Origin of the sequence: Micromonospora musae (genome assembly GCF_003626635.1) — a bacterium.
GTDB classification, from domain to species: domain Bacteria; phylum Actinomycetota; class Actinomycetes; order Mycobacteriales; family Micromonosporaceae; genus Micromonospora; species Micromonospora musae.
Genome location: NZ_RAZT01000006.1, coordinates 243,905 through 264,557 on the forward strand (window position 1 = coordinate 243,905; position 20,653 = coordinate 264,557).

The window sequence follows — 20,653 nt, forward strand, 5'->3', positions numbered from 1 at the left end:
CCCACCTCCCCGACACCGTCAGCGTGGCGGCGAGGCCTGCTCCAAGGGGCGCCCGTGAGCTCGGATCGCGTCCGAGACGGCGACGCCGAGCAGGACCACGGCAGCTGCCGCGGCGACCCCGAGTGGCGGGCGGCCGACCATCAACGGCGCAATGGCCAAGAGCACGAGGATCCCGATCGGCCGTGGCCGGGACACGCGGGCGAAGGCCACATACTCGAATAGTGAGCGCCCGGCGAGGTAGAGCGCGGGCCCGCCGAGGATGGCACTGACCCAGGCGGGTTTGGCGTGTCCGGTCGGGTCCATGAGGAGGAGTTCGGAACCGGCTGAGGTGACGACGACGCCGGTCACCATGAGCAGATGAGAGAACTCGGCCGACCGACCGAGCCGGCCGGGATTGGCGGATGCCGCGATGGCCTCACCCAAGATCTGGCCGGCTCGGTAGAAGTAGATCCGCCACAGCAACACCGTGGTGAGGAATGACAAGGTAAGGGCCAACGTTCGTTCAGCCACGATCGGACCGCGCAGAAGGCTGGATCCGGAGGTCAGGATCGTCTCACCGAGCGCGACGATGACGAGCTGCCAGTAGCGTTCGGCGAGGTGCTCGCCCGCGACGGCCCACGGGGACACCCGCGAGCGACCCAGCCCCGGCACCGGCCAGCCGAGTCTGGCCCCCAGGTAGTCGATGGCCACGGCCAGCGCCCACAGCAGATTTCGCGTCAGCTCTGGTGCGAAGGCGCCGACCAGCCACGGTACGGCCGACGCGGCGAACCAGACGAGCGCGAGCATGTTGACGCGGCGCAGACCGTGACCTCGCAAGGTGAGTACGAAGAAGAGGGTGCGGCCCACCTGGATCGCCGTGTACGTGCCCGCGAAGAGCATGCCGGTCGAGGCGAGAGCCCCGGATATCGCGACCGCCAGGAACAGACTCCCGAGCATCGTCGCGACGACAACGACCTGGATCGCCGGCTGGAACGGGTCGAATCTGCTCGTCGTCCACGCCGTCTGGGTCCAGATCGACCAGAGGGCCAAGAGCAGGAGCAGGGTCTCGCCGTTCTCCGACAGCGAAGTGCTCAACGTCTCGGCGACGTGGCCCCTGGTGTAGTCCAGCACCAACTCGTGCACGATTCGAGTGAGCGCGAATACGTACACCAGATCGAAGAACAGTTCCAGGAAGGTCGGCCGCTGCGGACTCTCCCGCTTGCGCAGCAGATTGGCCACTCTGTTCGTCGTCACCGGCCCGTCCGCGTCGTCGGCTTGTCGCTGAAGCAGTCGTACCACGTCGCCGCGCCGCCCACGGGAAGATGCACGCAATGTGGGTTTCGGTCTGGCGGGCACGATCGCAGAAACTGATCTTGATCGCGTCAGGCCACAGGTCGAGACCAATCATTTCGGCATGGTCTGCATGACTCAGCCATGCCGGGCAGCAGTCATCCGCTCACCGGGTCGCCGGCGCGGTACACGGCGAGCGGGCGGCGCAGTACGGTGATGTCGCTCGTCGGGTCGCCGTTCACGACCAGTAGGTCGGCGTCGAATCCGGGGCGGACGTAGCCCTTGCGCCGTCCGAGACCACAGACCTCGGCACCGACCGAGGTGGCCGCGGCGAGTGCGGCGGTGGCGGGGATCCCGCATGCGACGTACTCGACGAGCGTCTCCGGCAGGATCCCGTGCGGCTTCGCCGGGCCGAGGCCCGCGTCCGAGCCGGCCACCAGGCGGACCCCGGCCCGATGCAGCGTCGTGGCGCCGTCGCGCAGCGTGGCCTCGCTGAGCCCGAGCCGCGCCGCCATCGCCACCACCTCCGGTGGCGTGACCACGGCCGGGTCGGTGCCGAGCGTGGCACAGACCGCCACCCCGGACGTGGCCAGGCGGTTCGCGAGATCGTCGGGGACGTGGGCGCCGGTCGCGGTCACGCACGTGCAGTGTTCGATGCCGTCGACGCCGACGCGCAGCGCCTGCTCGACCGCGCTGAGCGCGTGCGCGTGCGCGGTCACCGGCAGGCCCAGGTCGTGCGCCCGGGTCAGCGCAGCGGTCAGCTCCCGGTCGCTGAACTGAGGCCGGGAGGTGTCGGTACCGGGGGTGAACACCCCACCGCTGGCCATGACCTTCACGACGTCGGCGCCGGCCTCTGCCCGCAACCGCACGGCCTCGCGAATTTCGTCGACGCCGCTCGCCTCGCCCCCCATCGACCAGCAGTGCCCGCCGACGCTGGTGATCGGCGCGCCCGACGCCACCACCGTTGGCAGATCGTCACGCACCTCCTGGTCCCGCCACTGGAGCACGGCGCCGCGCCGGTCGCCGAGGTCCCGAACCGTCGTGACGCCGGCCGCCACGTGTGAGCGCAGTGACGCCTCGATGACCGCATCGAGGTCGGGCTCGGGACGCTCGGCGAGCCGGCCGAGCGCGTCGAGCCCAGCATCGGTACACAGATGCACATGCGCGTCGATCAAGCCGGGCAGCACGGTGCCGTCCGGCTCCTCGCGCACCGGCCAGCCCGCCGGCACCTCGGTCCGGCCCTGGTGCACGTCGGCGATGCGCCCGTCGTCCAGCAGGACCAGCACCCCGCCGTCCACCAGCCGCTCGCCGTCGAACATCCGCGCCGCCCGGACAGCATGCTTCGTCATCAACTTCCCCGCTCATCTGAGTTAGAGCCGAGTTGCCCGTCTCGCGCCGCGATTCAAACGTCAACGTCGCCGGAATACCGGGTGCTCATTGATGTGCGGTTCCGAGACCCGGGTGACGTCACCGCCGGCATCGGCCAGCGCATTCCAGTCCATTTTGCCCACTCCGACCTACTCGACGATGTCTTCGCGCATCCCGGACTTCCCCTCGCTCTCCAGCAAACCTCACGATCCGAGGTCTGCACTCCCCCGGTAGAGGGAGCGCATCCCCCCGCTACCGGGAGGACACGGCGACCAGTCGTCGCAGAGCGTTGATCCATGACCGTCAGGCGATGTTCTGTCAGTCCTGGGGTGGCTGCCCGGCCTCGTCGGGAGCGGGCCACGAACACCGGCCGTTCGCTGAGCCAGCCTGACCAGGTCACGGCCGATGCCTCAGCGACTCGGCCCCTCGAAAGATCGGAGCACTCGTGAGTCCCACCGACTCTACGCGTACCTCGGCTGCGGCACCATCGCCCTGGGCGGTCTGGGCCGCCTACGCCGTCCCGCTCTGCGTCCTGCCGTCCGCGGTCTGGCGACTGTCCCTGCTGTTCACCGACGACGCCGCTAGCACGTGGTACATGATCTTCCTGTCCGTCCTGTCGATGCTGCTTGCCCTGTCGACACTCGGGCTGGTGCATCGTTGGGGACAACAGGTGCCGGCCCGGGTACCGCTGCTCGGAGGCCGGTCGATCCCAGCTCGCCCCGTCGTGATCCTCGCGATGGCCGGCGGCTTAGTGCTGGTCGCGATCACCGTGTACTTCGTCCTGAACCAGATGTTCCACTTCGTGCCGCGCGGATGGGCCGGCGTCGGCAGCGACGAACCCGCACATCCGGTGCCCGGCTGGGAGGTGCTCCGGTACTACGTCCCGCTGCTCGCTTGGGGTCCGCTCGTCATCGCCGTGGCCGCCGACTACCGGCGGCGCGTCGCCCCGGTTCGAGCACCGTCTCGATAGCGTGTCGGACCGCTCGGCTGCCGCCGCATCCTCACATCGACAGGCCGAACAGTTACCGACCGCGTCACCGCCTGCGCGGCTGCCGCCACCAACTGGATCCAGGCGAGCTCTTTTGTCACATGCGCCCTATATTGTCGTTGCGCGCCCCGCATCCCCGCCGACTCCCGCCCACGGAGGTCAGACGATGGCTGGTTCCGCGCTCGACACCATCTCCGACGACGAGGCGCGCGCGAGGCTCGTCGACCAACTCCTCGCCGACGGAAGGATCACCTCGCCAGCGGTGGAGCGGGCATTTCGCCGGGTGCCGCGGCATCTGTTCGCACCCGACGATGTCAGCATCGACGCCACGTACGCCGACGACGTGATCATCACCAAACGTGGCCCGGACGGGCGCGCGACGAGTTCGATCTCCGCGCCCTGGCTGCAAGCGATGATGCTGCACGCCGCCCGCCTACGCCCCGGCGCGCGCGTCCTGGAGATCGGCTCCGGCGGCTACAACGCCGCACTCATCGCCGAAGTCGTCGGCCCGCACGGCAACGTCACCAGCATCGACATCGACCCCGACGTCACAGCCCAGGCTCGAGCCGCGCTCGACAGCACAGGTTATCCGCACGTCCAGGTCGCCACGGCGGACGCAGAAACCGGCCGGCCCGCCGCCGCGCCATACGACGCGGTCATCGTCACCGTCGAAGCCAGCGACATCCCACCCGCCTGGATCGACCAACTCGCCCCCGAGGGCATCCTCGTCGTGCCCCTACGGATGCGCGGCAACACGCGATGCCTCACCCTCACCCGCGAAACCAATCACCTCATCGCCATCGACTCGATCGTCTGCGGCTTCGTACCCATGCGAGGCGCCGCCGCCAACTCCGTCACTCGACGGGCCCTACGCGGCGACGACGTGACGCTATGCATCGACGACCCCGACACCCAGGCCCTGAACTTCGACGCCCAGACCAGCACACTGAACGGACCCCATATCGAGGCCTGGTCGGCGGTCACCACCCCACCCGCGACGTCATTCGACTCCCTGCACCTATGGCTGGCGAGCCAACCACACCCCTACGGACAACTCGCCGTCGACCGCGACCGCGCCGCGGACCTTGAGCCGCAGAACTGGGTGGCGTGCCCCGCTCTGCTCACCGACGACAGCATCACCTACCTCACCATCCGCAGACTCGACGACACTGCCTGGCAGTTCGGCGCCCGCGGCTACGGCCCCCACGCCGCCCCGCTCACCCAACACCTGCTTGACCTCATCGCCGACTGGGACCGCCACCACCGCAACACGCCCGGCCCGCACATCGCCGTCTACCCGAACGGAACCATTCCCCCGCCCACGGACCAGCCCCGTCTTGTCGTGGCCCGCCGGCACAGCACCACCGCGATCACCTGGACCACATCGAGGAGCCGCGCGTGACAGCCGACGACCCGGTCCTCGTGACCGTGTGCGGAAACTCGGGAAGCAGAAAGGCGACCGCAACCCGAGAAGCGCCCCGCCGCTATGGCCGCGGCGCGGCGCTGTTCAAGCTTTCCGACCGTCCTCGTGTACGTGATCTCCGGGAATGCCTCGGTTGTTGATCCCTCGGCGGCCTCAACCTGTCATGATCTCTACGTTCGGGAAGTGCGGATGTGAGAGCGGTTGGACCGCAGGCGGCTTGTGGGGCGCAGCGCCGCTCAGCGGGAGGGTTGGTCGGCGCGCGCGATCGGCATGTATGTCGCGGCAGCGTCGGTGGTCAGGAACTTCAGGACGATGTCGCGCACCGCGTCGGCGTGTTCCAGCAGCAGCAGGTGACTGGCGTTTGGCAGTACGGCGAGCTCGGCGGTGGGCAGCGCCCGGTAGAGCGCCACCGTGTGGTCGAGTGTGACGAGGTCGTCGTCGCCGGCCAGGACGAGGGTGCGGGCGGTCACGGCGCGCAGGTCGGCCGGGTCTGGGGCGGGCTCGGTCGCCGCCGCATGGGCGATCTTGTCGACTACCACCGGGAAGTGGTCCCGGCCGTCGGGTGACACCTCGGCGTAGGCGTCGACGATTTCGGCGGGCATCTCGCCACCGGCTGACGGTTTAAAGATCAGTCCGTCGAGGTCGTAGGCCGTGCTGATCAGGACGAGACGTTCGACCAGGTCAGGGCGGCGCATCGCCACCCGCAGCGCCACCGTGCCGCCGGCGCTGTAGCCGACCAGCCGGGCCGGGGCGCCGACCAACTGCTCGAGGAACGCGATGGTGTCCTGCGCCATCAGCTCGATGGTGATCGGGCCGGGAGCATCGGGGGTGCGGCCGTGGCCACGCCGGTCGGGCAGGTACACCCGGAAGGTGTCGGCGAGGCCGTCGAGGTTGGCGGTGAAGCAGCGGCTGTCGGTCAGGCCGCCGTGCAGGAGCACCACCGGGTCGCCGGCGCCGCGTTCGTCGTGCCACATGTCAACGATGTTGGTCATGCACTACATACGAGGCGGCGGTTCCAAACTCATCGGCAGACCGAACAGTGCGAACAGGGACGGCTCGAGGTACGACGTCGTGGCCGCGATCAGCCCGTCCCGAACATCCAGGATGACCAGGCCGATAGCCTGCCGGCCGCGGTATTGCCCGAATGCCGGTGAGCCGTTGGCCGCGGTACGGACGAGCCGGTCATCGGCACACACGCCGGCCGCGCCGAGCAGGGCGGCCCGGATCGCTTCCCGGCCGTCGAGCCACCAGGCGAACGGCGGCATCGACATGGTGGCGTCCTCGTGCAGCAGCGCTACGAGGCCGTCGACGTCGTAGGCGGTGAACGCCTGGACGTACCGTCCGAGCAGGTCCTCGGCCACCTCACTGGTTCCGCCCGGTTGGTCGCGCGCGGAGATGCTGGCCCGGGCACGCTGCAGGGCACTGTTGACTGCGGCCGGGCTCATGTCGAGGAGTGTCGCGACCTCCTCCGCCGACCAGCAGAGCACCTCACGCAGGATGAGCACCGCCCGCTGGCGCGGCGCCAATTGCTGCAGGGCGGCGACGAACGCCAGCCGGATCGTGTCGCGCTGCACGGCGAGCTCCGCCGGATCGCCGTCGACAGGGAGCACGCGCCGGTCCGGGACGGGTCGCACGAAGGCGGCGGCGCTCAACGGCGCGCCGAGGCCAGCCCCGACAGGTGAGGACGGGCCGAGATCCATGGCGAGGGCACGCCGCTGCACGCTGCGGGTCATGTCGAGGCAGACGTTGGTGGCGATCCGGTGCAACCAGGTACGCAGACCCGCTCTGCGCTCGTCGAACCGATCAGCACTCTTCCAGGCCCGAAGCAGAGTCTCCTGCACGGCATCCTCGGCCTCGGCGGCGCAGCCGAGCATGCGATAGCAGTAGCCGGTCAGCTCAACGCGGTGCACTTCCAACCGATCCTCGAACATCACCCGCCCACGGTAAGTGCCGAGCCCGACACCTGGCTTCAGGGTCCACGGCGGTTCGACGACGCGGATGGCCCGGCCTGCCCTCCGACCCGCAGCCTCGGCGAGGCGGTCCGAGCCCGTGTTTGCGGGGTCGGTGCCGGTCTTATCTGTCTAGGGCTGGACGTCGTTGGAAAGGTTGATCCGGATCTCCGTGTTGCGGTATCCGGCGCGACCGAAGGCGGCCGCCATAGGCGTGTTGCCCATGTCGGTGGTGGCGGTGATGCGCGACTCCCCGTTTGCCGCGTGAAGGCGGGTGATCTCGGCGAGCACCTCGTCCACGTAGCCACGCCCGCGGAACTCCGGCACCACCCCGAGGTAGCCGACGTTCACGTTGTACGAGGTCGCGGAGGGAATCGCCATGCCCGCCACCTCGCCCTCGCGCGTGTAGGCGATCCGCCACCACTCGCGCATGCCCGGCGCCCTGAGATAAAAGTCCATCTCCTCGCGTGCGGTCGCATCCACGCCCTTGGCGGCCAGGTTCGCACGGGTCTGGGCGTCCAGGCTGCCCTCGGCGATTCTCCTGAACACCGCGAGGAACTCCTCGTCGGAGGCCTCGGCGAACCGCAGCCTGCCGGCCGCGGGGGGCACCCCGTCGGCGGGTGCCCACTCGAACTGCAGCCGCTCCACCTCCCGAGTGAGGCCCGCCGCGTGCGCCGCCGCCCGCCGCCACTCCACGGCTGCCGAGGTGGCCGGATCGTCGCGCCAGCCACGGGTGACCTTGATCCTGTACTGCACCGGCTCCGGGAACCCGGCCAGCGCGGCCCTCATCAGCTCGGCGGCGACAGCGGCACGGTCACCCACGGCAGGATCCACGTCGAGGCAGTCGAGCGCGACCGGATGCGGGCTGCCCTTCGGCCCCCACCACAATGCCCGTCCCACGACCTGACCGTCGTGCTCGGCGATCCACGTCCATTCCGGCCGGTACATGCCCTCGGCCAGTTCGGCCAGGTAACGGTCGGCGGGAATCCACCCCACGGGCTCGGTCACGGTCCACGAGGTGACGCGGTCGAGGTCCGCGGGAGCAGCAGCACGGTAGATGATCATGTGCAGAGGCTAGCGAAGCCCGCACCATGACTCGCAGGGCGTACCAAGTGAGATGGCCGGCGACGCCAGCACGGCGGAAGTGCCCTTGGTGTTGGAAGTGGCGGTGCTGCTGGCGACGGTAGAGGCGGATCTCCTTGTCGGGCAGTCTCCGACCATCCAGCCACCCGCGAACCACAGGCTTGGCGGCTTGGTCTCGGCAGTCTCTCGTGGCCTCGGCGCGCCAGTGTTGTCCTCGCCCAACGGCACGCTCATGGCACGCGAGGTCCTTGCCCCGACCGTCGCCCGGAGGCGATCACCGGCCGACGCCTCGCACTTGAGCGGAGGTCGGCGTGCGTACTCCTCCCCCAGTTCGACGATCTCGTCCCGATGTGCAACAGCAGCGTTCACCTGGCTGGGGTGCCTGCCATGAGTCCTCGCCTCCACTCCACCCGGTCCTCGGGCGTCTGCCCCTCGGACCTAAGCGACGAATGAATCGAGTCGGTTGTCGATGGCGCGCGCGAGCGAGACCATGCCTGGCATCCGTTCGCTCGGGTCCCCGTCGGCGACGACGTACCAGATCGACACCACGATGTATCCGCGGCGGAACAACACCTCCGGTTCGGCGGCGGATTCCGCGGAGCGCGCACCCTCGTCGCCGAGGCCGGGAATCTCGATGTTCGGTGGCACGATGGGCCGACGGAATTCCTTGATCGCGGTCGCCTCGGCAGCATGCCGAATGACCGCGACGGTCAACTGGCTGGCCTCGGGAGCACCCCACAGGCATGTCTCCACCTGCTGGCGTCGGCCGTCGTCGCTCCGTTCGCAACGCGCCGCCTCCTCTCGGCCGAGGAACGTCTGGACGTCCGTCTCGTGTACGAGCCTGTCCGCCACCGAGGGGAACGATGCGAACTGGTCGTCCGGCCCGTTGAACGCCCCTCTGGCCAGCCAGATCAGCACGACAGCGAGGACCAGGAGGACCGGCAGAACCGGCGACCTCCAGTTGACCGAACGGTTCATCGCGCCTCTTTCTAGCGATCCGACGTTGGCACTTATTCTGCGGGCGATGCCTCGAATGGTGTTGTCGTGACCAGCTCGCTCAGCTGTACGGCCGGCGACGGCATCGCGGGCGCAGATGGATCGGGCGGTTTCCCAGGGGCAATATCGCGTCCAGGACGACCCCGGCCACCGATGAGGTGCCGGTCGGCCACGTGGAAGCGCTGGTCGGCGCGCCGGTCATGGCCTGTCTCAGTCTCGCGTCATTGGTGGCGTAATTTCTGCGCTGCGACGAGGAACATCGGCACCGCGACGAGGATCCGGTTCGCGCGGGCTCGCTCGGCCTGCTCGGCGAGCCAGCGCCCCTCGTCGGTGATCCGTTGCAGCAGGGTGAGCGCGGTGCCATCAGTGAACACACCGGTGTGTACCTCGACTACCGGGTCGGTGAACCCGGCGTCGAGCAACAGGTTGCGGTACCTGCGGGCAATGCGCGGCGACGGGAGCAGATCCGCCTTCGCGTGGACCAGCCGGCGGGTGGTCTCTGGCTCATCCGAGTCGATGGCGATCATGTCCCAGTCCTGGCCAAGCAGCACGGCCCGTCCTCCCGGCACGAGCACTCGGCGGGCCTCGAGCACGGCTCGCAGCGGGTCGGCGAGCGTGTGCAACACCTTCTCTGCGCGGTAGCAGCTAACTGATCCGGTCTCGAGTGGTAGCTCGCAGGCGTCGGCGACGTGGAACTCGCCGGCAGGCCAGCGTTCCCGGGCCACCGCGATCATTTCCGGGTCGAGGTCGACGCCGATTGCGTGGGCTCCGCGCTCGGCCAGCTCGGCGACCGCACGGCCACTGCCGCAACCGGCGTCAACCACGGTTCGGCCGGTGAAGTCGCCGAGTAACTCGTAGGAACGGGCGCGCAGCTCGACAGCCACGGGCTGCGCGTCAGCGGCGTCGAGAGCGGCGAGGAGACTGGACATGCCCGCCATGGTCCGACGTAATGTCGACATGAAGTCAAGCCCGATGACGATCGGTCAGGTGGCGGACCACTTCGGCCTGCCAGCGCACGTGCTGCGGCACTGGGAGTCGGTGGGCCTACTCTCCCCTGCCCGCGCCGAGGGTGACCGCCGCCGCTACACCCGCGACGATCTGTTCCGGGTAGCCTCGATCGTGCGCGCGAAACAGGCCGGCCTACCGCTACCGGACATCCGCGCGTTCCTCGCCGCGCGCGACCCGGCAGCCCGCAAGGACGTGCTGCGCCGCAACCACCGCGCTTTGCAGGACAGGATGGCGGCGCTGCAATCGGCGCTCGATCTTCTCGAAGCCGGGCTGAACTGTTCGCACGAGGACATCGCGACCTGCCCCACCTACCAGGCCCACCTCGCAGCGTCAGTGCAGGTCACGGGCAGCGTGCGCTGACCGGCGCGAGGACGCGGCCAGTATCGCGGTGGTAGTGGCGATGCGATGGAGCCTGGTGATGCGACATGCGGGCGGCGGACAGGAGCGGGCCGGCCGACGGTGTGATCGCGGCCGGCCCGGTCCAGCTCAACTCAGCTCGACTGTTCCCACGATCCGTGTGGGGGTGACGGAGCCGCCGACGGGCTCGTTGGACACCCCGAACGTGCCTGCCTCCGCGAACGGGCCGATAACCGTGGTCGACGCCCTGACCCCCGCGGCGAGTCGCCCCACCTTGCGGGGCTCGGTGCCGCGGATGAGCCAGAGCTCGTAGGTCCGCCCGGGGCCGGGATCGGGCAGGTCGCGGAGCAGCACCACACCGCTGTCGCGATCACGGGAGACGACCACGGTCGCGGCACCGCGGGGCTGCAACGACCGCTCGAACACCTGGGCGTCCGGGGCGTCCAGGACGGCGGCGATCTGCCGTGCCTGGTGCGCAGGCCGCGATGAACTGGTGCTCGCTGAGGTACCACTCGAGTAGCGGCCAGGGTGGGCCCTTGGCGAGCTGGTCGGCATGGGTGGAGTCGCTGATCTCGCGATCGGGCGCGACCGCGTGCGGGTCGGCCGAGTCACGGTCTCGCCGAATTTGCAGGTGGCCAAGACTCCGACGCCACCAGGTCTGACTGACTAGACTCGCGATGACGTCGAGTAATGACACGAGCATCTTCGGTGACCACCTCAGGTCCCTCGAGAGCAGCCGTCCTCACAGAGACGCAGAGGGGAAGGGCGACGTGGTCCATAACGTCCACGCGGGAGAAGTTGACGGGCTGAAGTTCATCAATCCAAAGGGTCTCTACGATCCTCGGCCGAACGCCTACTCACATCTTGCGATCTTCCCGGCCGGCTGGCGGATGATCCTTCCAGCTGGACAAGGCGGCGAGACCGAGGACGGCGTTCTGTCGGAGGACTTCGGGACGCAACTCAGGCAAGCGCTGACGAACGCGGCAACTGTGCTGGCAGCCGCCGACGCCACGATGGCGGACGTAGCGAAGTTCAACCTCCTCATCGTTGACCACAATGAGGAGAAGTTTGCAGTGGTACGACAGGAGTTCGATCGCGTCTGGGGCGACCGGAAGCCGGCATGGACCCTGATTCCGGTGCCCGCCCTGGCACTGAAGGGGATGCTCATTGAGATCGACGTTATCGCTGTGGTGCCGCGGTGAGACTTCCGGACGGCCGAACCCTCTAACGCCGGCTCGGTCCTACCGATAGACACCGCCGCCGGCCCCAGGGTTTACCGATCTCTGACGAAACTCAGCGTGCTGACGGTGCCCCGCCGACCAGCGGCTGAGGACGGTCGCGCTGACCTGGCCGTCTTCGCCGTCGATGGCGCCCGCCTGGGGACCATGCAACGCTGGCCGGATCGTCCACCGCCGCGCCTGACCCCAGACGACCCACGTGCCGGTCCATCACTCCCTTCTGTGTTGGGCCGGTGGCGTGCCGGCAGCGGCTCAGGAGAGCCGCGTCCAGGAGCGGTCGACGCCGGAGCCGGTGCCCAGGAAGATCCCCGTCGGGTAGCTCATGACGATCGGGTCGTCCCGAAGCACCCGCACGATGAAAGCCTCGCCGCCGTCCCGCTGCCTCCCACCAAGGGCAGGCTTGTCGACGTACCGCCCGTCGACACAGTAACCGCCGCCGCCGTAGACGCCGGTCACCGCCAACACCCCACCGTTCGCGGCAACGGCCGCGAAGCTGTCGTCGGGCAGACCGGACTGCTCCTGCCAGCGGTCGCCCGTCAACGCCCACACTCGCCTCGAGCTCGCCGAGCCGGACCCACTCTCCGGGTTCATACTCCGGTCGAGGTCGCGGACGGCCACCCACAGTCGGTCGTCGCCACCCTCGATGAGCCACTGTCGGCGTTCGCCGTCAGGCGAGTGATTCCACAACCGGTCGCCGATCCGGCTGTGGCGCGAGCTGCAGGCCGACCACGGTTGGTCGGGTATCGGCCGGGTACTGATCCTAATTGCCATGATCTTCTGGGCCTGGACCGGGCTCATGGGTGCGACCCGTCGGCCGCACCCTCCGCGCGTTCGTAAAGCCAGCGCCGCCGCTGCCGGTCAGCGGCCGCCTGGTAGGAGTCACCATGCCTCACACGGGAAGTGCGTCGATCGGATACAGGCATGGTCCAGCAGCAGGATCACGCGATACCGGGCAAGATCGGCCAACCGCTCGAACAGAGAGGTCACATACGGCAGCTCCGGCTCGCTTGTGGTGACGTCGAGGTTGAAGGGATGGCTCCGGAACGGCTCAAAGTCCTCCCACTCCAGCGTCAACCACGCGTGACCCCGATCGTCGCCCCCGAGGAACATCTCCTCTCCCGCCGGCTTTGGGAAGAGCCTGAAACCGAGCACCACCTCGAGGTCTGCCACGACCTCGCTCATTTGTGGATCCCAGTCAGGAGATGCGGCACCCAACAGCAAGGTCTTGTCCATAGCCATCTGTTCACCGATCAGCAGCTGAGCCAGTCGAGGAATCCGCCGCGACAATCACCGAACCAGTCGTGTCACTGCGGCGCCGTCGTCGGCTGTCGACCAGATTCTTGTCGCCGCCGGCGATGAGCTCCACCCCGTCCGAGCCCTTCGTCCCACCGCAGCCCCTCGGCCACCCCGACGGCCGGTGAGAGAAAGCGTGGGCGGGCTCGCTGGGCATCCGCTGCAAGGTGAGGCGGTAGCGGGTGGTTCACTCGCTGCATGAACATCTGCGTCTTCCTCTCCGCCGCGGACCTCGACGCGCGCTACACCAACCCGGCCCGCGTCTTCGGCGAGCTGATCGGCAAGGCCGGACACACGCTGGTCTGGGGCGGCTCGGACATGGGCCTGATGAAGGTCGTCGCCGATGAGGTACGCGCCGCCGGCGGCCGCCTGGTCGGCATCTCGGTGGAGATCCTGGCGGACGTGGCCCGCGAGGACGCGGACGAGATGGTGATCGCCGCGAACCTCGCCGAACGTAAGGCTCTCCTGCTGGCGCGCGCGGACGCCATCGTGGTCCTGGCGGGTGGGCTGGGCACCCTGGACGAGGCGACGGAGATCCTCGAACTGAAGAAGCATGCTCTGCACGCGAAGCCGGTGGTCCTGCTGAACACGGACGGCTTCTACGACGGCCTGACCGCACAGCTGCGCCGAATGGACGCGGACGGTTTCCTCCCGGTCCCGCTGGACGACCTGCTGCACGTCTCCGCCGACGGCGCGGACGCCCTCGCGTACCTCGACGCGGCGGTGAACGGCTGAGGCTTCTTGGTGTAGCGGAGGGGAACGCTGGAGCGCCAGGCTGCGGCCGACGTCCCACCGCAGCCTCAGCCATCGGCATCCCTCGACGTCCAATGGAATAGTCGCTCGGGTGAGCGGCACGCTGAAACTGAAGGACGGCCACGACGACGCCGTTGTTGTGGTGCGACAACTTCTGGCGGGCTCGGACCTGCCCGCCGAGTGCGAATGGGCCGGATTTCAATGGGACGACGGCCGCGTCTGGTACCGAGTGACGATCGTCGCTTGGCCGCCCGGTGACCTGGTCAAGGTGGTGATCGGGTGCGCGCAGCAGCTCGCGACGTTCGCTGTTCCCAAGCGCCCAGCGCCAACGGTGAGCCGGTATCTGGATCTGAGCGAAGCCCAACGCTCACGAGGCTGGTCGGTGTACCCAGGCGATCCGAACCGAGACCGAGACGTGTGGATTCACCTCGCGCGAACGGTACGCCATGTATGCGACGCGTTCGAGGTACGAGAGCTGCACCGCGAACACGACCGCACGTTCGGGCTGCTGGTGGTGCGACCGGTCCCGGCCTGACCATCAACCAGGCGGACAGGTGAGCTAGAGCCCTGGGGTAGGGCCTTCCCCACCGGCGACCTTCCCGCTCACCGGCTGCCATCCGAACAGACCGCTTCATAGGGTCGCAGGAAGTCGACGAACCGATTCCTGCCCGTTCTGGAGGTGGTCGTGAGTTTCTCCGTCGAAGACCCGCCCGTCTCGAGCCGCGCGCCGTCCGGAACGTTCCCCCGGATCGTCGACGTCGACGCGTTGCGCGCCGTGGCGCTGCTCCTCATCCTGGTCGTCAACATCAACTTCTTCGCCTCCGGCTACTCGTTCCACCTGGTTCCGGATCCCGCGCACGACTCCTGGGGTGACCAGACGGTCCGGTGGCTGGTCGAGCTGCTCTTCACGATGAAGGCGTACCTGCTCTTCTCCTTCCTGTTCGGCTACAGCTTCACGCTCCAGATCGATTCCGCCGCCCGGCGCGGCGTCGACCTCGTCCCACGGTTCCGGCGACGGCTGGCCGGGCTCTTCGTGCTCGGCGTCCTGCACGCGGTGCTGCTGTTCCAGGGCGACATCCTGACCACGTACGCCTTGCTCGGTCTGGTCCTGCTCGCCATGCGGAAGGTCCGCGTCGGGACCGCGCTGCGCGCCGCCGTGCTGCTGACCGCCGGGATCGGCTTCGTCCTCGCGCTCGCCGCCACGGCCGGGACTCAGCTGGTGACCGATCCGGCGGCGGCACTCGCGGCGGGGCAGCAGTCCACCGAGGCACTACAGGGCGGGCTCCGTTCGGTGATCACCGAGCACGTACGCCAACTGCCGGCGATGTTCGGCACGCTCCTCGTGCAGGGGCCACTCGCCCTCTCGGCGTTCCTCTTCGGTTACGCGGCCGGGCGGCGTCGGCTCCTCACCGACGTCGCCGGGAACCGGCAGCTCCTGCGTCGGGTACAGCAGGTGGGTTATCCGGTCGGCTTGGCCGGTGCGGTGATCTTCGCGTCGGGCGGGGGCACCGCCAACCTGACCGGGCTGACGGTGGGCGTGCTCACCGCGCCGCTGCTCGCGGCCGCGTACGCCGCCACCCTGCTCCGGTTCTTCCAGACCGACCGGGGCCGGCGGGTCGCCGCCGTGCTCGCGCCGGCCGGACGGATGTCCCTGTCGAACTACCTGGGTCAGTCGCTGCTCTGCGTGCTGGTCTTCACCGGCGTCGGGTCGGGCCTCGCCGGTGCCGTCGCACCCCCGGTCGTCGTACTCCTCGCGGTCGCGATCTTCTGTGTGCAGCTCGCCGTCAGCGCGGCGTGGATGGCCCGGTTCCGGTACGGACCTTTGGAGTGGCTGTTGCGGGCCTGGACCGAGCAGCAGTGGCCACGGCTGCGCGCCGCGGACCCGGCATGACGTTGCCGGTGGGGCGGCTCGCCACGCCGTCCCACCGGACCCGGCATGACGTTGCCGGTGGGGCGGCTCACCACGCCCGTCCCGGTACCCGCGGCGCCCGGCATCCGCTGGCCTGCGACTCGAACGGGTCGCGGTGGAGGCCGTTCTGGGCACGACACGGGGACCTACCTGGCCTGAAGGCGTATCACTCGTCGCCGTCCGCTGTCGGTGTGTGATCGGGAGGTGTCGACCACGGTGGCGACGAGCTGGTCCGGATCCGGCGTGCCGCAGCGGGCGGCCGCGAACTCGGCTGCGGCGGCCAGCGGCGCCGTACGCAGGTTCCCGTCGGCGCGCAGCCAGCGAAGAGAGTCGGTCGGCCAGCCGGGTCGTTCACGGCCAGGCCGCGGACGAGGGCGCAGAACCGCTCGAGGCGGGCGTCGGCACGCTCGTAGAAGGTGTCCTTGCTGACGTCGCTAATCGCTGTTCCTTGGTCGCGCTCTTCCCTGCGCGAGTCATGGTCGTGCCACCAACCTGGCAAACTTGGACTGTATAGTCCAGTAGGAAGTCTCCGACTCTGGGCAGACCGGCCACACACCATGCCAGCGGTGCGTTGCCATTGGCCTGCCCAGTCCAGTCAACAACGACGATAGAGTGAGTGTGATGTCGGAACGTACGGCTCTGATTACGGGCGGCACCAGCGGAATCGGGAAGGCGACCGCGCGGACTCTGCATGATCGCGGCTACCGCGTTGCCGTCACCGGACAACGCCAGGAGAGCGTGGCTCGCGCACGGCAAGAATTGCCCAACGATGTCCTGGTTTTGCAAGCTGACGTGCGGTCGCTATCGGACATCGATAAGGTCGTGTCCGAAGTCGGAGGACAGTTCGGAAGTCTGACCACGCTGTTCCTGAACGCCGGCGTCAACCGTCCGATGACGCTGGAGGATTGGGACGAATCGGGCTACGACGAGGTGTTCGCCGTCAACACGAAAGGGGTGTTCTTCACCCTGGTCAAAGCCCTGCCACTGCTGTCCGACGGCGCTTCGGTCATTGTGACAGTGGGTATCGGAGCAACGCGCAGCCTCACCGGCAGCAGCGTCGCGGCCGGTTCACACGGCGCGATGCTGTCCATGATCCCGACACTTGCGCTCGAGCTCGCACCGCGCCGGATTCGTATCAACGCGGTCAGCCCCGGAATGACCGACACTCCGATGACGAGAGCCTCGATCCGGACGGCAACCGATGACGTCGCGGGGACGATGACCGCGATGGCCGAGCAAAATCCGTTCGGCCGCCTCGCAACGCCAGAAGACGTCGCGAGGACGGTCGCTTTTCTGGCTTCGGACGATGCCGTTTACATCACCGGGCAGGAGATCGTCGTGTCCGGGGGTGCCGGGTTGGCCATCTGACCGAATTGGTCTAGCTCAGGTCGTGTTCGAATGATCACTGATGAGCTGTCCCGTCTGCGGCGGCCCCGGGCTCCCCGCTTTCCACACCAGCCGCGGGGCGTCCTGCGTGACGGCCGCAGAGCGACAGCGGCAGAAGTCACTCTGGATAGGCCTGCCAGCATCGCCGCCGGTCGGTGCGTGCGGCGGCCGTCGGTGGCCAGGTGGATCTTCGTGCTCAGTCCGCCGCGCGAGCGGCCCAGCGCCTCGTCGGGCACGCTACCGCCCGCTGACCGCGCTTGAGAGAATCACCAGGAACCACTGTCTCCCCGTGAAGGTCTGATGGCCACCACCCACTCATCGGTCCCGTTCGTGCGTCCTGGCGTGCAGCACGATCTGCCCGCGCTGCACGACCTGGCCCGGCGCACCATCGACGCGTCCTACCGCCCGTTCCTGGGCGATGAGGCCGTGGACCGGTTCATCGGCTCGGGCGGCAGCGACCAGCACATCACCGACCACCTCGCCCAGGGGCACGTGCGGGTCCTGCACGTCGGGCACGACGTGGTCGGCCTGACCATCCTGGAGGGAGACCTGCTGGACCTGGTCATGGTCGACGTCTCCCGGCACGGGCAGGGCCTGGGCGGGGTGCTGCTGGCCGACGCCGAGGCTCAGCTGCACCAGGAGCACCCCGTGGCGCGGCTGGAGTCCTTCGAGGGCAACACCGCAGCGCTGGGCTTCTACCTCGCCCACGGCTGGCAGGAGACCTCCCGCACCCCGGCCGCAGGCGGCATGCCCGCACGCATCACCCTGACCAAGTCCCGCCCCGCCTGACCACACGCCAATTCGCGTTGGGCTGGCCCGAACGGGCCAGCCCAACGACTTGCCGTGACCACCTATCGACGCAATTACTTATGCACGTGCGACTTCTACTCGTGGACCTGCAACGAACCGCCATCCAAGGGCTGGGGGTCGGCCCGGTCGAGGTCATAGTCCGTGCCGCGGCGGTTGTCGTACAGGATCGAGGTGCCCGGGTTGGGGCCGCTGGACAGCGGCCAGACCACCAGGCGCATCTTTGCCGGGTCGTCGTACCCGTAGGCGACGAAGCCATAGCCGGCAGTCCCGTTGACGGTCGCTTCGCCCTTCACCGCGGCCTTCGCGTCAGGTGCGACCACGAGCCAATCCAGCTTGGTCGATTCGAGCGTGAAGGCACCCCCGTCGAGCGTGGCGCTCACCCGTCCCCCGCTGAGGGCCGGACCGGGCTCGCCCTGCTGGTACTGGGGATTCAGCTGCACCCGCATCCGCTCGGCAGCCGTCGGATTCGAGCTCAGCGCGCCCGCCGGCGAGGCGAAGTTGGCGCCGCTGGTGACGAATCCCCCCTGGGGGTTGTAGACGACCACCATGGTTTTGGCGGTGGCGCTGGCGCCATCGTCGTCGGTGACGGTTACCTCGATGGTGTACATGCCGGCATGCGGGAAGACGTGGGTCTGCTCGCAGGCGTGGCCTTGGGCGGTGAACTGGGAGGTGGTGGTGTCGTCCCAGAGGATCGCGCAGGTGTGTGTGTCGTTGGCTGCGTCGGTGAAGGTCGCCTTCAGCGACACGGGGTCGCCGACCTTGTAGACCTGCCAGTCCGGCGGGACCAGGCTCGTGATCCTCGGCGGTGCGTTCAAGACGGTCACCGTGGCGGTGTCGCTGACCGCCGCGTTGACGCCGTCCGAGGCGGTCAGCCGCAGCGTGAACACGCCGTCGTCGTCGCAGGTGAAGGTGGTACGTGCCGAGTGAACGTCGCCGAAGGCGCAGCTCGTTCCGGCGTCAACGCCGGATCCCGGCGTGTAGGACCAGGTCGCGTCGGGTGCGCCGCCGTCGTCACTGGCCAGGCCGTACAGGTTGATGGCGCTTCCCTCGTCCCCGGTCCGGTCCGGTCCCGCGTCCACCAGCGGCGCGTCGTCGACCGGCCCGGTGCCGCCGCCACCACCGCCACCGCCCGTGCCGTCGTTGATCTCGACCCAGAACTCGTCATAGTCGTAGAGGATCCGGTCGGAGACGACGTACACATTCAGGGAAGCTCCCGCCGACCTGTTCTGCGAGAGCGGCACCGCGCGGACGGAGAAATCCCAGTCGGGGCTAGCTGCGCCCTCTTCGGTGATGCGGAATGGATATTCATCGCAGTCGTGCGTAGTTGTGTTGTACGGAGGCATGCCGGTCATGCCGTCATAGTTACCGGTTCGATTGCACGCACCTTTCCGCTCTTTTTCGTTTTCACTGTAGTTTACGCTTTCCGGGGCCACTCGGTGCAGACCGGGATCGTCAATGTCCCCGGTGAACTTTCCTGGGATCCTCTTCGGGAGGTACGTGATCGGCCAGGTGTTTTGCGGCTCGTTCTGTGCGGTCCTGATGTGTTCTGCCACGGCGCCGTGCTCGGCGCTGTTGATGCTGTACTGCAAGTGAGGAATTACCTCGGCGTTGATACAGGCCTTCGGGTACGTGGTTTCGCCAAATTTGAAGTATGTTGCGGAGTCGCACCGGATGGTCCGTTCGGGGGTCCGGGATCCGTCCGGGGGGAAGACGAATCCGCCACCGCTGCCCTGGTACGTCAGATACCAGTTGTGGAAGAGTACGTCGTCGGGGCCGGTTGAGGCGGCCTCGTCTGAGGTGATGTCCCAAGACCACCAGGTGTCGTCGGTGTTCCACTGGGCCCAGGTCTTGTAGATCGGCTGACCGATTCGGGAGCAGCCGGTGTCCTGGCAGTCGGCGCCGATGGTGATGGCCATGGTGGGAGCGATCACGCGGTCGATCTCGCGCACGTCGTAGTCGACCGATCCCGGTACGGCCTTGTAGTAAACGCGGACCGAGCGGTCATCTCGCCGGCCCGCCACGACGGCGGTGAACTCCATCGTGATCTCGCCGACCTTTACGCTGATGTTGAGGTTTTCGTCCCATTCATACAGCACGCTCCCGAGGCGGTACCGCTGGCACCACAGGTCGCGGTTCAGCGTCACGCCGTTCACGGAGTTCGAGTCCGGTCGGGCGAGGCATTCGCCCGCCTGCGGCTCCGGTGGTGCGGAGCTCAGATTCAGCGCTTGGCTGACGCTGGCGGACATGTCCGCCTGCTCGGCGTCCCAGGACGATCGTTGGTCAAGCTGGACCGCCTTCTTCTTGGCATTGAGCCGCGCCTCTTCGGGAGAAGGCGGCGCCTCCTTCGGCCGACCCTTCCGTCCGTTGAGCCACTTGAGGGCGCTGGGGTCACCCTTGATCCCCTCCTCGAGCAGGGCCCCGTTCGCCACCTTCCCCAAGGGCGGAACCACTCCGGCTGATGGACGTTCAGCGGCGTGGGCGGCCTGACCGCCCACGACCGACATGGTGAGGGTAAGGGTGGTAGCTAGGACTGCGGCTGCTAGGCGCCGGCGCGACGTTGTGCCGCCGCCCCGTCCCCCGTGGTGTCTGACGTGCATCAACGCTCCTACTCTCGTGCGGTTCACTCGGTCGGAGGTAACAGGAGAACCCGACCGTCCACATGAGAGGCGTCGATCTCTCCGATCTTATTACCTTCGATGGGTAGGGATCCGCAGGAGCGCCCAAAGGTACGACTCACCGATCGGACTTTCGACCGGATGCCAGTAGGCGCTTCGGACGAAGCGCGTTCCTGGACGAGATCATCACGGTCTAAAGGCAGCTTCC

General features: G+C 68.2%; 20 protein-coding genes and 1 pseudogene. 9 read left to right on the forward strand and 12 right to left on the reverse strand.

Going from position 1 to position 20,653, the window contains the following annotated elements; translation table 11 throughout:
- Positions 1-18: 18 nt before the first annotated feature.
- Entirely contained in the window at positions 19-1,218 is a 1,200-nt protein-coding gene (locus tag D7044_RS13785; protein ID WP_120689138.1) for a low temperature requirement protein A, read from the reverse strand.
- 209 nt (positions 1,219-1,427) lie between these two features.
- Positions 1,428-2,618 (reverse strand): amidohydrolase family protein, encoded by a 1,191-nt coding sequence (locus D7044_RS13790; protein WP_120689140.1) that lies wholly within the window; start codon positions 2,616-2,618, stop codon positions 1,428-1,430.
- Positions 2,619-3,082: 464 nt separating this feature from the next.
- On the opposite strand from D7044_RS13790, the gene D7044_RS13795 reads away from it, so the two are divergent.
- Positions 3,083-3,607 carry a hypothetical protein gene (locus D7044_RS13795; protein ID WP_120689142.1) on the forward strand — a complete coding sequence of 175 codons (525 nt, stop codon included), beginning with the start codon at positions 3,083-3,085 and terminating at the stop codon, positions 3,605-3,607.
- A gap of 112 nt (positions 3,608-3,719) precedes the next feature.
- A complete protein-coding gene (gene fxlM, locus D7044_RS13800; protein WP_233564978.1) occupies positions 3,720-5,027 on the forward strand; it encodes a methyltransferase, FxLD system in 1,308 nt (435 codons plus the stop codon).
- Between the two features lie 257 nt (positions 5,028-5,284).
- On the opposite strand, the gene D7044_RS13805 is transcribed toward fxlM, so the two are convergent.
- The 5 genes from D7044_RS13805 to D7044_RS13825 all read right to left on the reverse strand — a co-directional run bounded on the left by D7044_RS13805 (position 5,285) and on the right by D7044_RS13825 (position 10,005).
- Entirely contained in the window at positions 5,285-6,040 is a 756-nt protein-coding gene (locus D7044_RS13805; protein WP_120689146.1) for an alpha/beta fold hydrolase, read from the reverse strand.
- Positions 6,041-6,043: 3 nt separating this feature from the next.
- The gene (locus tag D7044_RS13810; protein WP_120689148.1) at positions 6,044-6,979 is read right to left on the reverse strand and encodes a sigma-70 family RNA polymerase sigma factor; all 936 of its coding nucleotides are present in this window, start codon (positions 6,977-6,979) and stop codon (positions 6,044-6,046) included.
- 150 nt (positions 6,980-7,129) lie between these two features.
- Positions 7,130-8,062, reverse strand: a complete 933-nt coding sequence (locus D7044_RS13815) for a GNAT family N-acetyltransferase (protein WP_120689150.1) — start codon at positions 8,060-8,062, stop codon at positions 7,130-7,132.
- Between the two features lie 456 nt (positions 8,063-8,518).
- On the reverse strand, positions 8,519-9,058 hold the full coding sequence (locus D7044_RS13820; protein WP_120675475.1) for a hypothetical protein: 540 nt from the start codon (positions 9,056-9,058) through the stop codon (positions 8,519-8,521).
- Between the two features lie 239 nt (positions 9,059-9,297).
- Entirely contained in the window at positions 9,298-10,005 is a 708-nt protein-coding gene (locus D7044_RS13825) for a methyltransferase domain-containing protein (RefSeq protein WP_120689258.1), read from the reverse strand.
- Here D7044_RS13825 and D7044_RS13830 point away from each other — a divergent pair.
- A complete protein-coding gene (locus tag D7044_RS13830; protein ID WP_199716613.1) occupies positions 10,004-10,444 on the forward strand; it encodes a MerR family transcriptional regulator in 441 nt (146 codons plus the stop codon). The two genes, D7044_RS13825 and D7044_RS13830, sit on opposite strands and share 2 nt — an antisense overlap.
- A gap of 126 nt (positions 10,445-10,570) precedes the next feature.
- Here D7044_RS13830 and D7044_RS13835 read toward each other — a convergent pair whose 3' ends face one another.
- Positions 10,571-10,996, reverse strand: a complete 426-nt coding sequence (locus tag D7044_RS13835; protein ID WP_120675473.1) for an anti-sigma factor — start codon at positions 10,994-10,996, stop codon at positions 10,571-10,573.
- A 122-nt stretch (positions 10,997-11,118) separates the two neighbouring features.
- Between D7044_RS13835 and D7044_RS13840 the strand changes: the two genes are divergently transcribed.
- Positions 11,119-11,643, forward strand: coding sequence for a RidA family protein (locus D7044_RS13840; RefSeq protein ID WP_120675471.1), 525 nt, complete (start codon positions 11,119-11,121; stop codon positions 11,641-11,643).
- 288 nt (positions 11,644-11,931) lie between these two features.
- On the opposite strand, the gene D7044_RS32135 is transcribed toward D7044_RS13840, so the two are convergent.
- On the reverse strand, positions 11,932-12,219 hold the full coding sequence (locus D7044_RS32135; protein ID WP_147434658.1) for a hypothetical protein: 288 nt from the start codon (positions 12,217-12,219) through the stop codon (positions 11,932-11,934).
- A 339-nt stretch (positions 12,220-12,558) separates the two neighbouring features.
- Entirely contained in the window at positions 12,559-12,918 is a 360-nt protein-coding gene (locus D7044_RS13850) for a hypothetical protein (protein WP_120689152.1), read from the reverse strand.
- A gap of 252 nt (positions 12,919-13,170) precedes the next feature.
- Here D7044_RS13850 and D7044_RS13855 point away from each other — a divergent pair, with 252 nt between their 5' ends.
- The 4 genes from D7044_RS13855 to D7044_RS13865 all read left to right on the forward strand — a co-directional run bounded on the left by D7044_RS13855 (position 13,171) and on the right by D7044_RS13865 (position 17,002).
- Complete coding sequence (locus D7044_RS13855) at positions 13,171-13,707, forward strand: LOG family protein (RefSeq protein WP_120675465.1); 537 nt, start codon at positions 13,171-13,173, stop codon at positions 13,705-13,707.
- 109 nt (positions 13,708-13,816) lie between these two features.
- Positions 13,817-14,260, forward strand: a complete 444-nt coding sequence (locus D7044_RS32140; RefSeq protein ID WP_147434659.1) for a hypothetical protein — start codon at positions 13,817-13,819, stop codon at positions 14,258-14,260.
- A gap of 150 nt (positions 14,261-14,410) precedes the next feature.
- Positions 14,411-15,616 carry a DUF418 domain-containing protein gene (locus D7044_RS13860; RefSeq protein ID WP_120689259.1) on the forward strand — a complete coding sequence of 402 codons (1,206 nt, stop codon included), beginning with the start codon at positions 14,411-14,413 and terminating at the stop codon, positions 15,614-15,616.
- Between the two features lie 639 nt (positions 15,617-16,255).
- Positions 16,256-17,002, forward strand: a complete 747-nt coding sequence (locus D7044_RS13865) for an SDR family oxidoreductase (RefSeq protein ID WP_120689153.1) — start codon at positions 16,256-16,258, stop codon at positions 17,000-17,002.
- 185 nt (positions 17,003-17,187) lie between these two features.
- Here the strand turns inward: D7044_RS13865 and D7044_RS33545 are convergent.
- Positions 17,188-17,277: pseudogene (locus D7044_RS33545) on the reverse strand (IS5/IS1182 family transposase); the annotation flags it as partial.
- Positions 17,278-17,362: 85 nt separating this feature from the next.
- On the opposite strand from D7044_RS33545, the gene D7044_RS13875 reads away from it, so the two are divergent.
- Complete coding sequence (locus D7044_RS13875; protein ID WP_158609994.1) at positions 17,363-17,809, forward strand: GNAT family N-acetyltransferase; 447 nt, start codon at positions 17,363-17,365, stop codon at positions 17,807-17,809.
- Between the two features lie 95 nt (positions 17,810-17,904).
- Here the strand turns inward: D7044_RS13875 and D7044_RS13880 are convergent, their stop codons facing one another.
- On the reverse strand, positions 17,905-20,325 hold the full coding sequence (locus tag D7044_RS13880) for a PKD domain-containing protein (protein ID WP_158609995.1): 2,421 nt from the start codon (positions 20,323-20,325) through the stop codon (positions 17,905-17,907).
- Between the last annotated feature and the right edge of the window lie 328 nt (positions 20,326-20,653).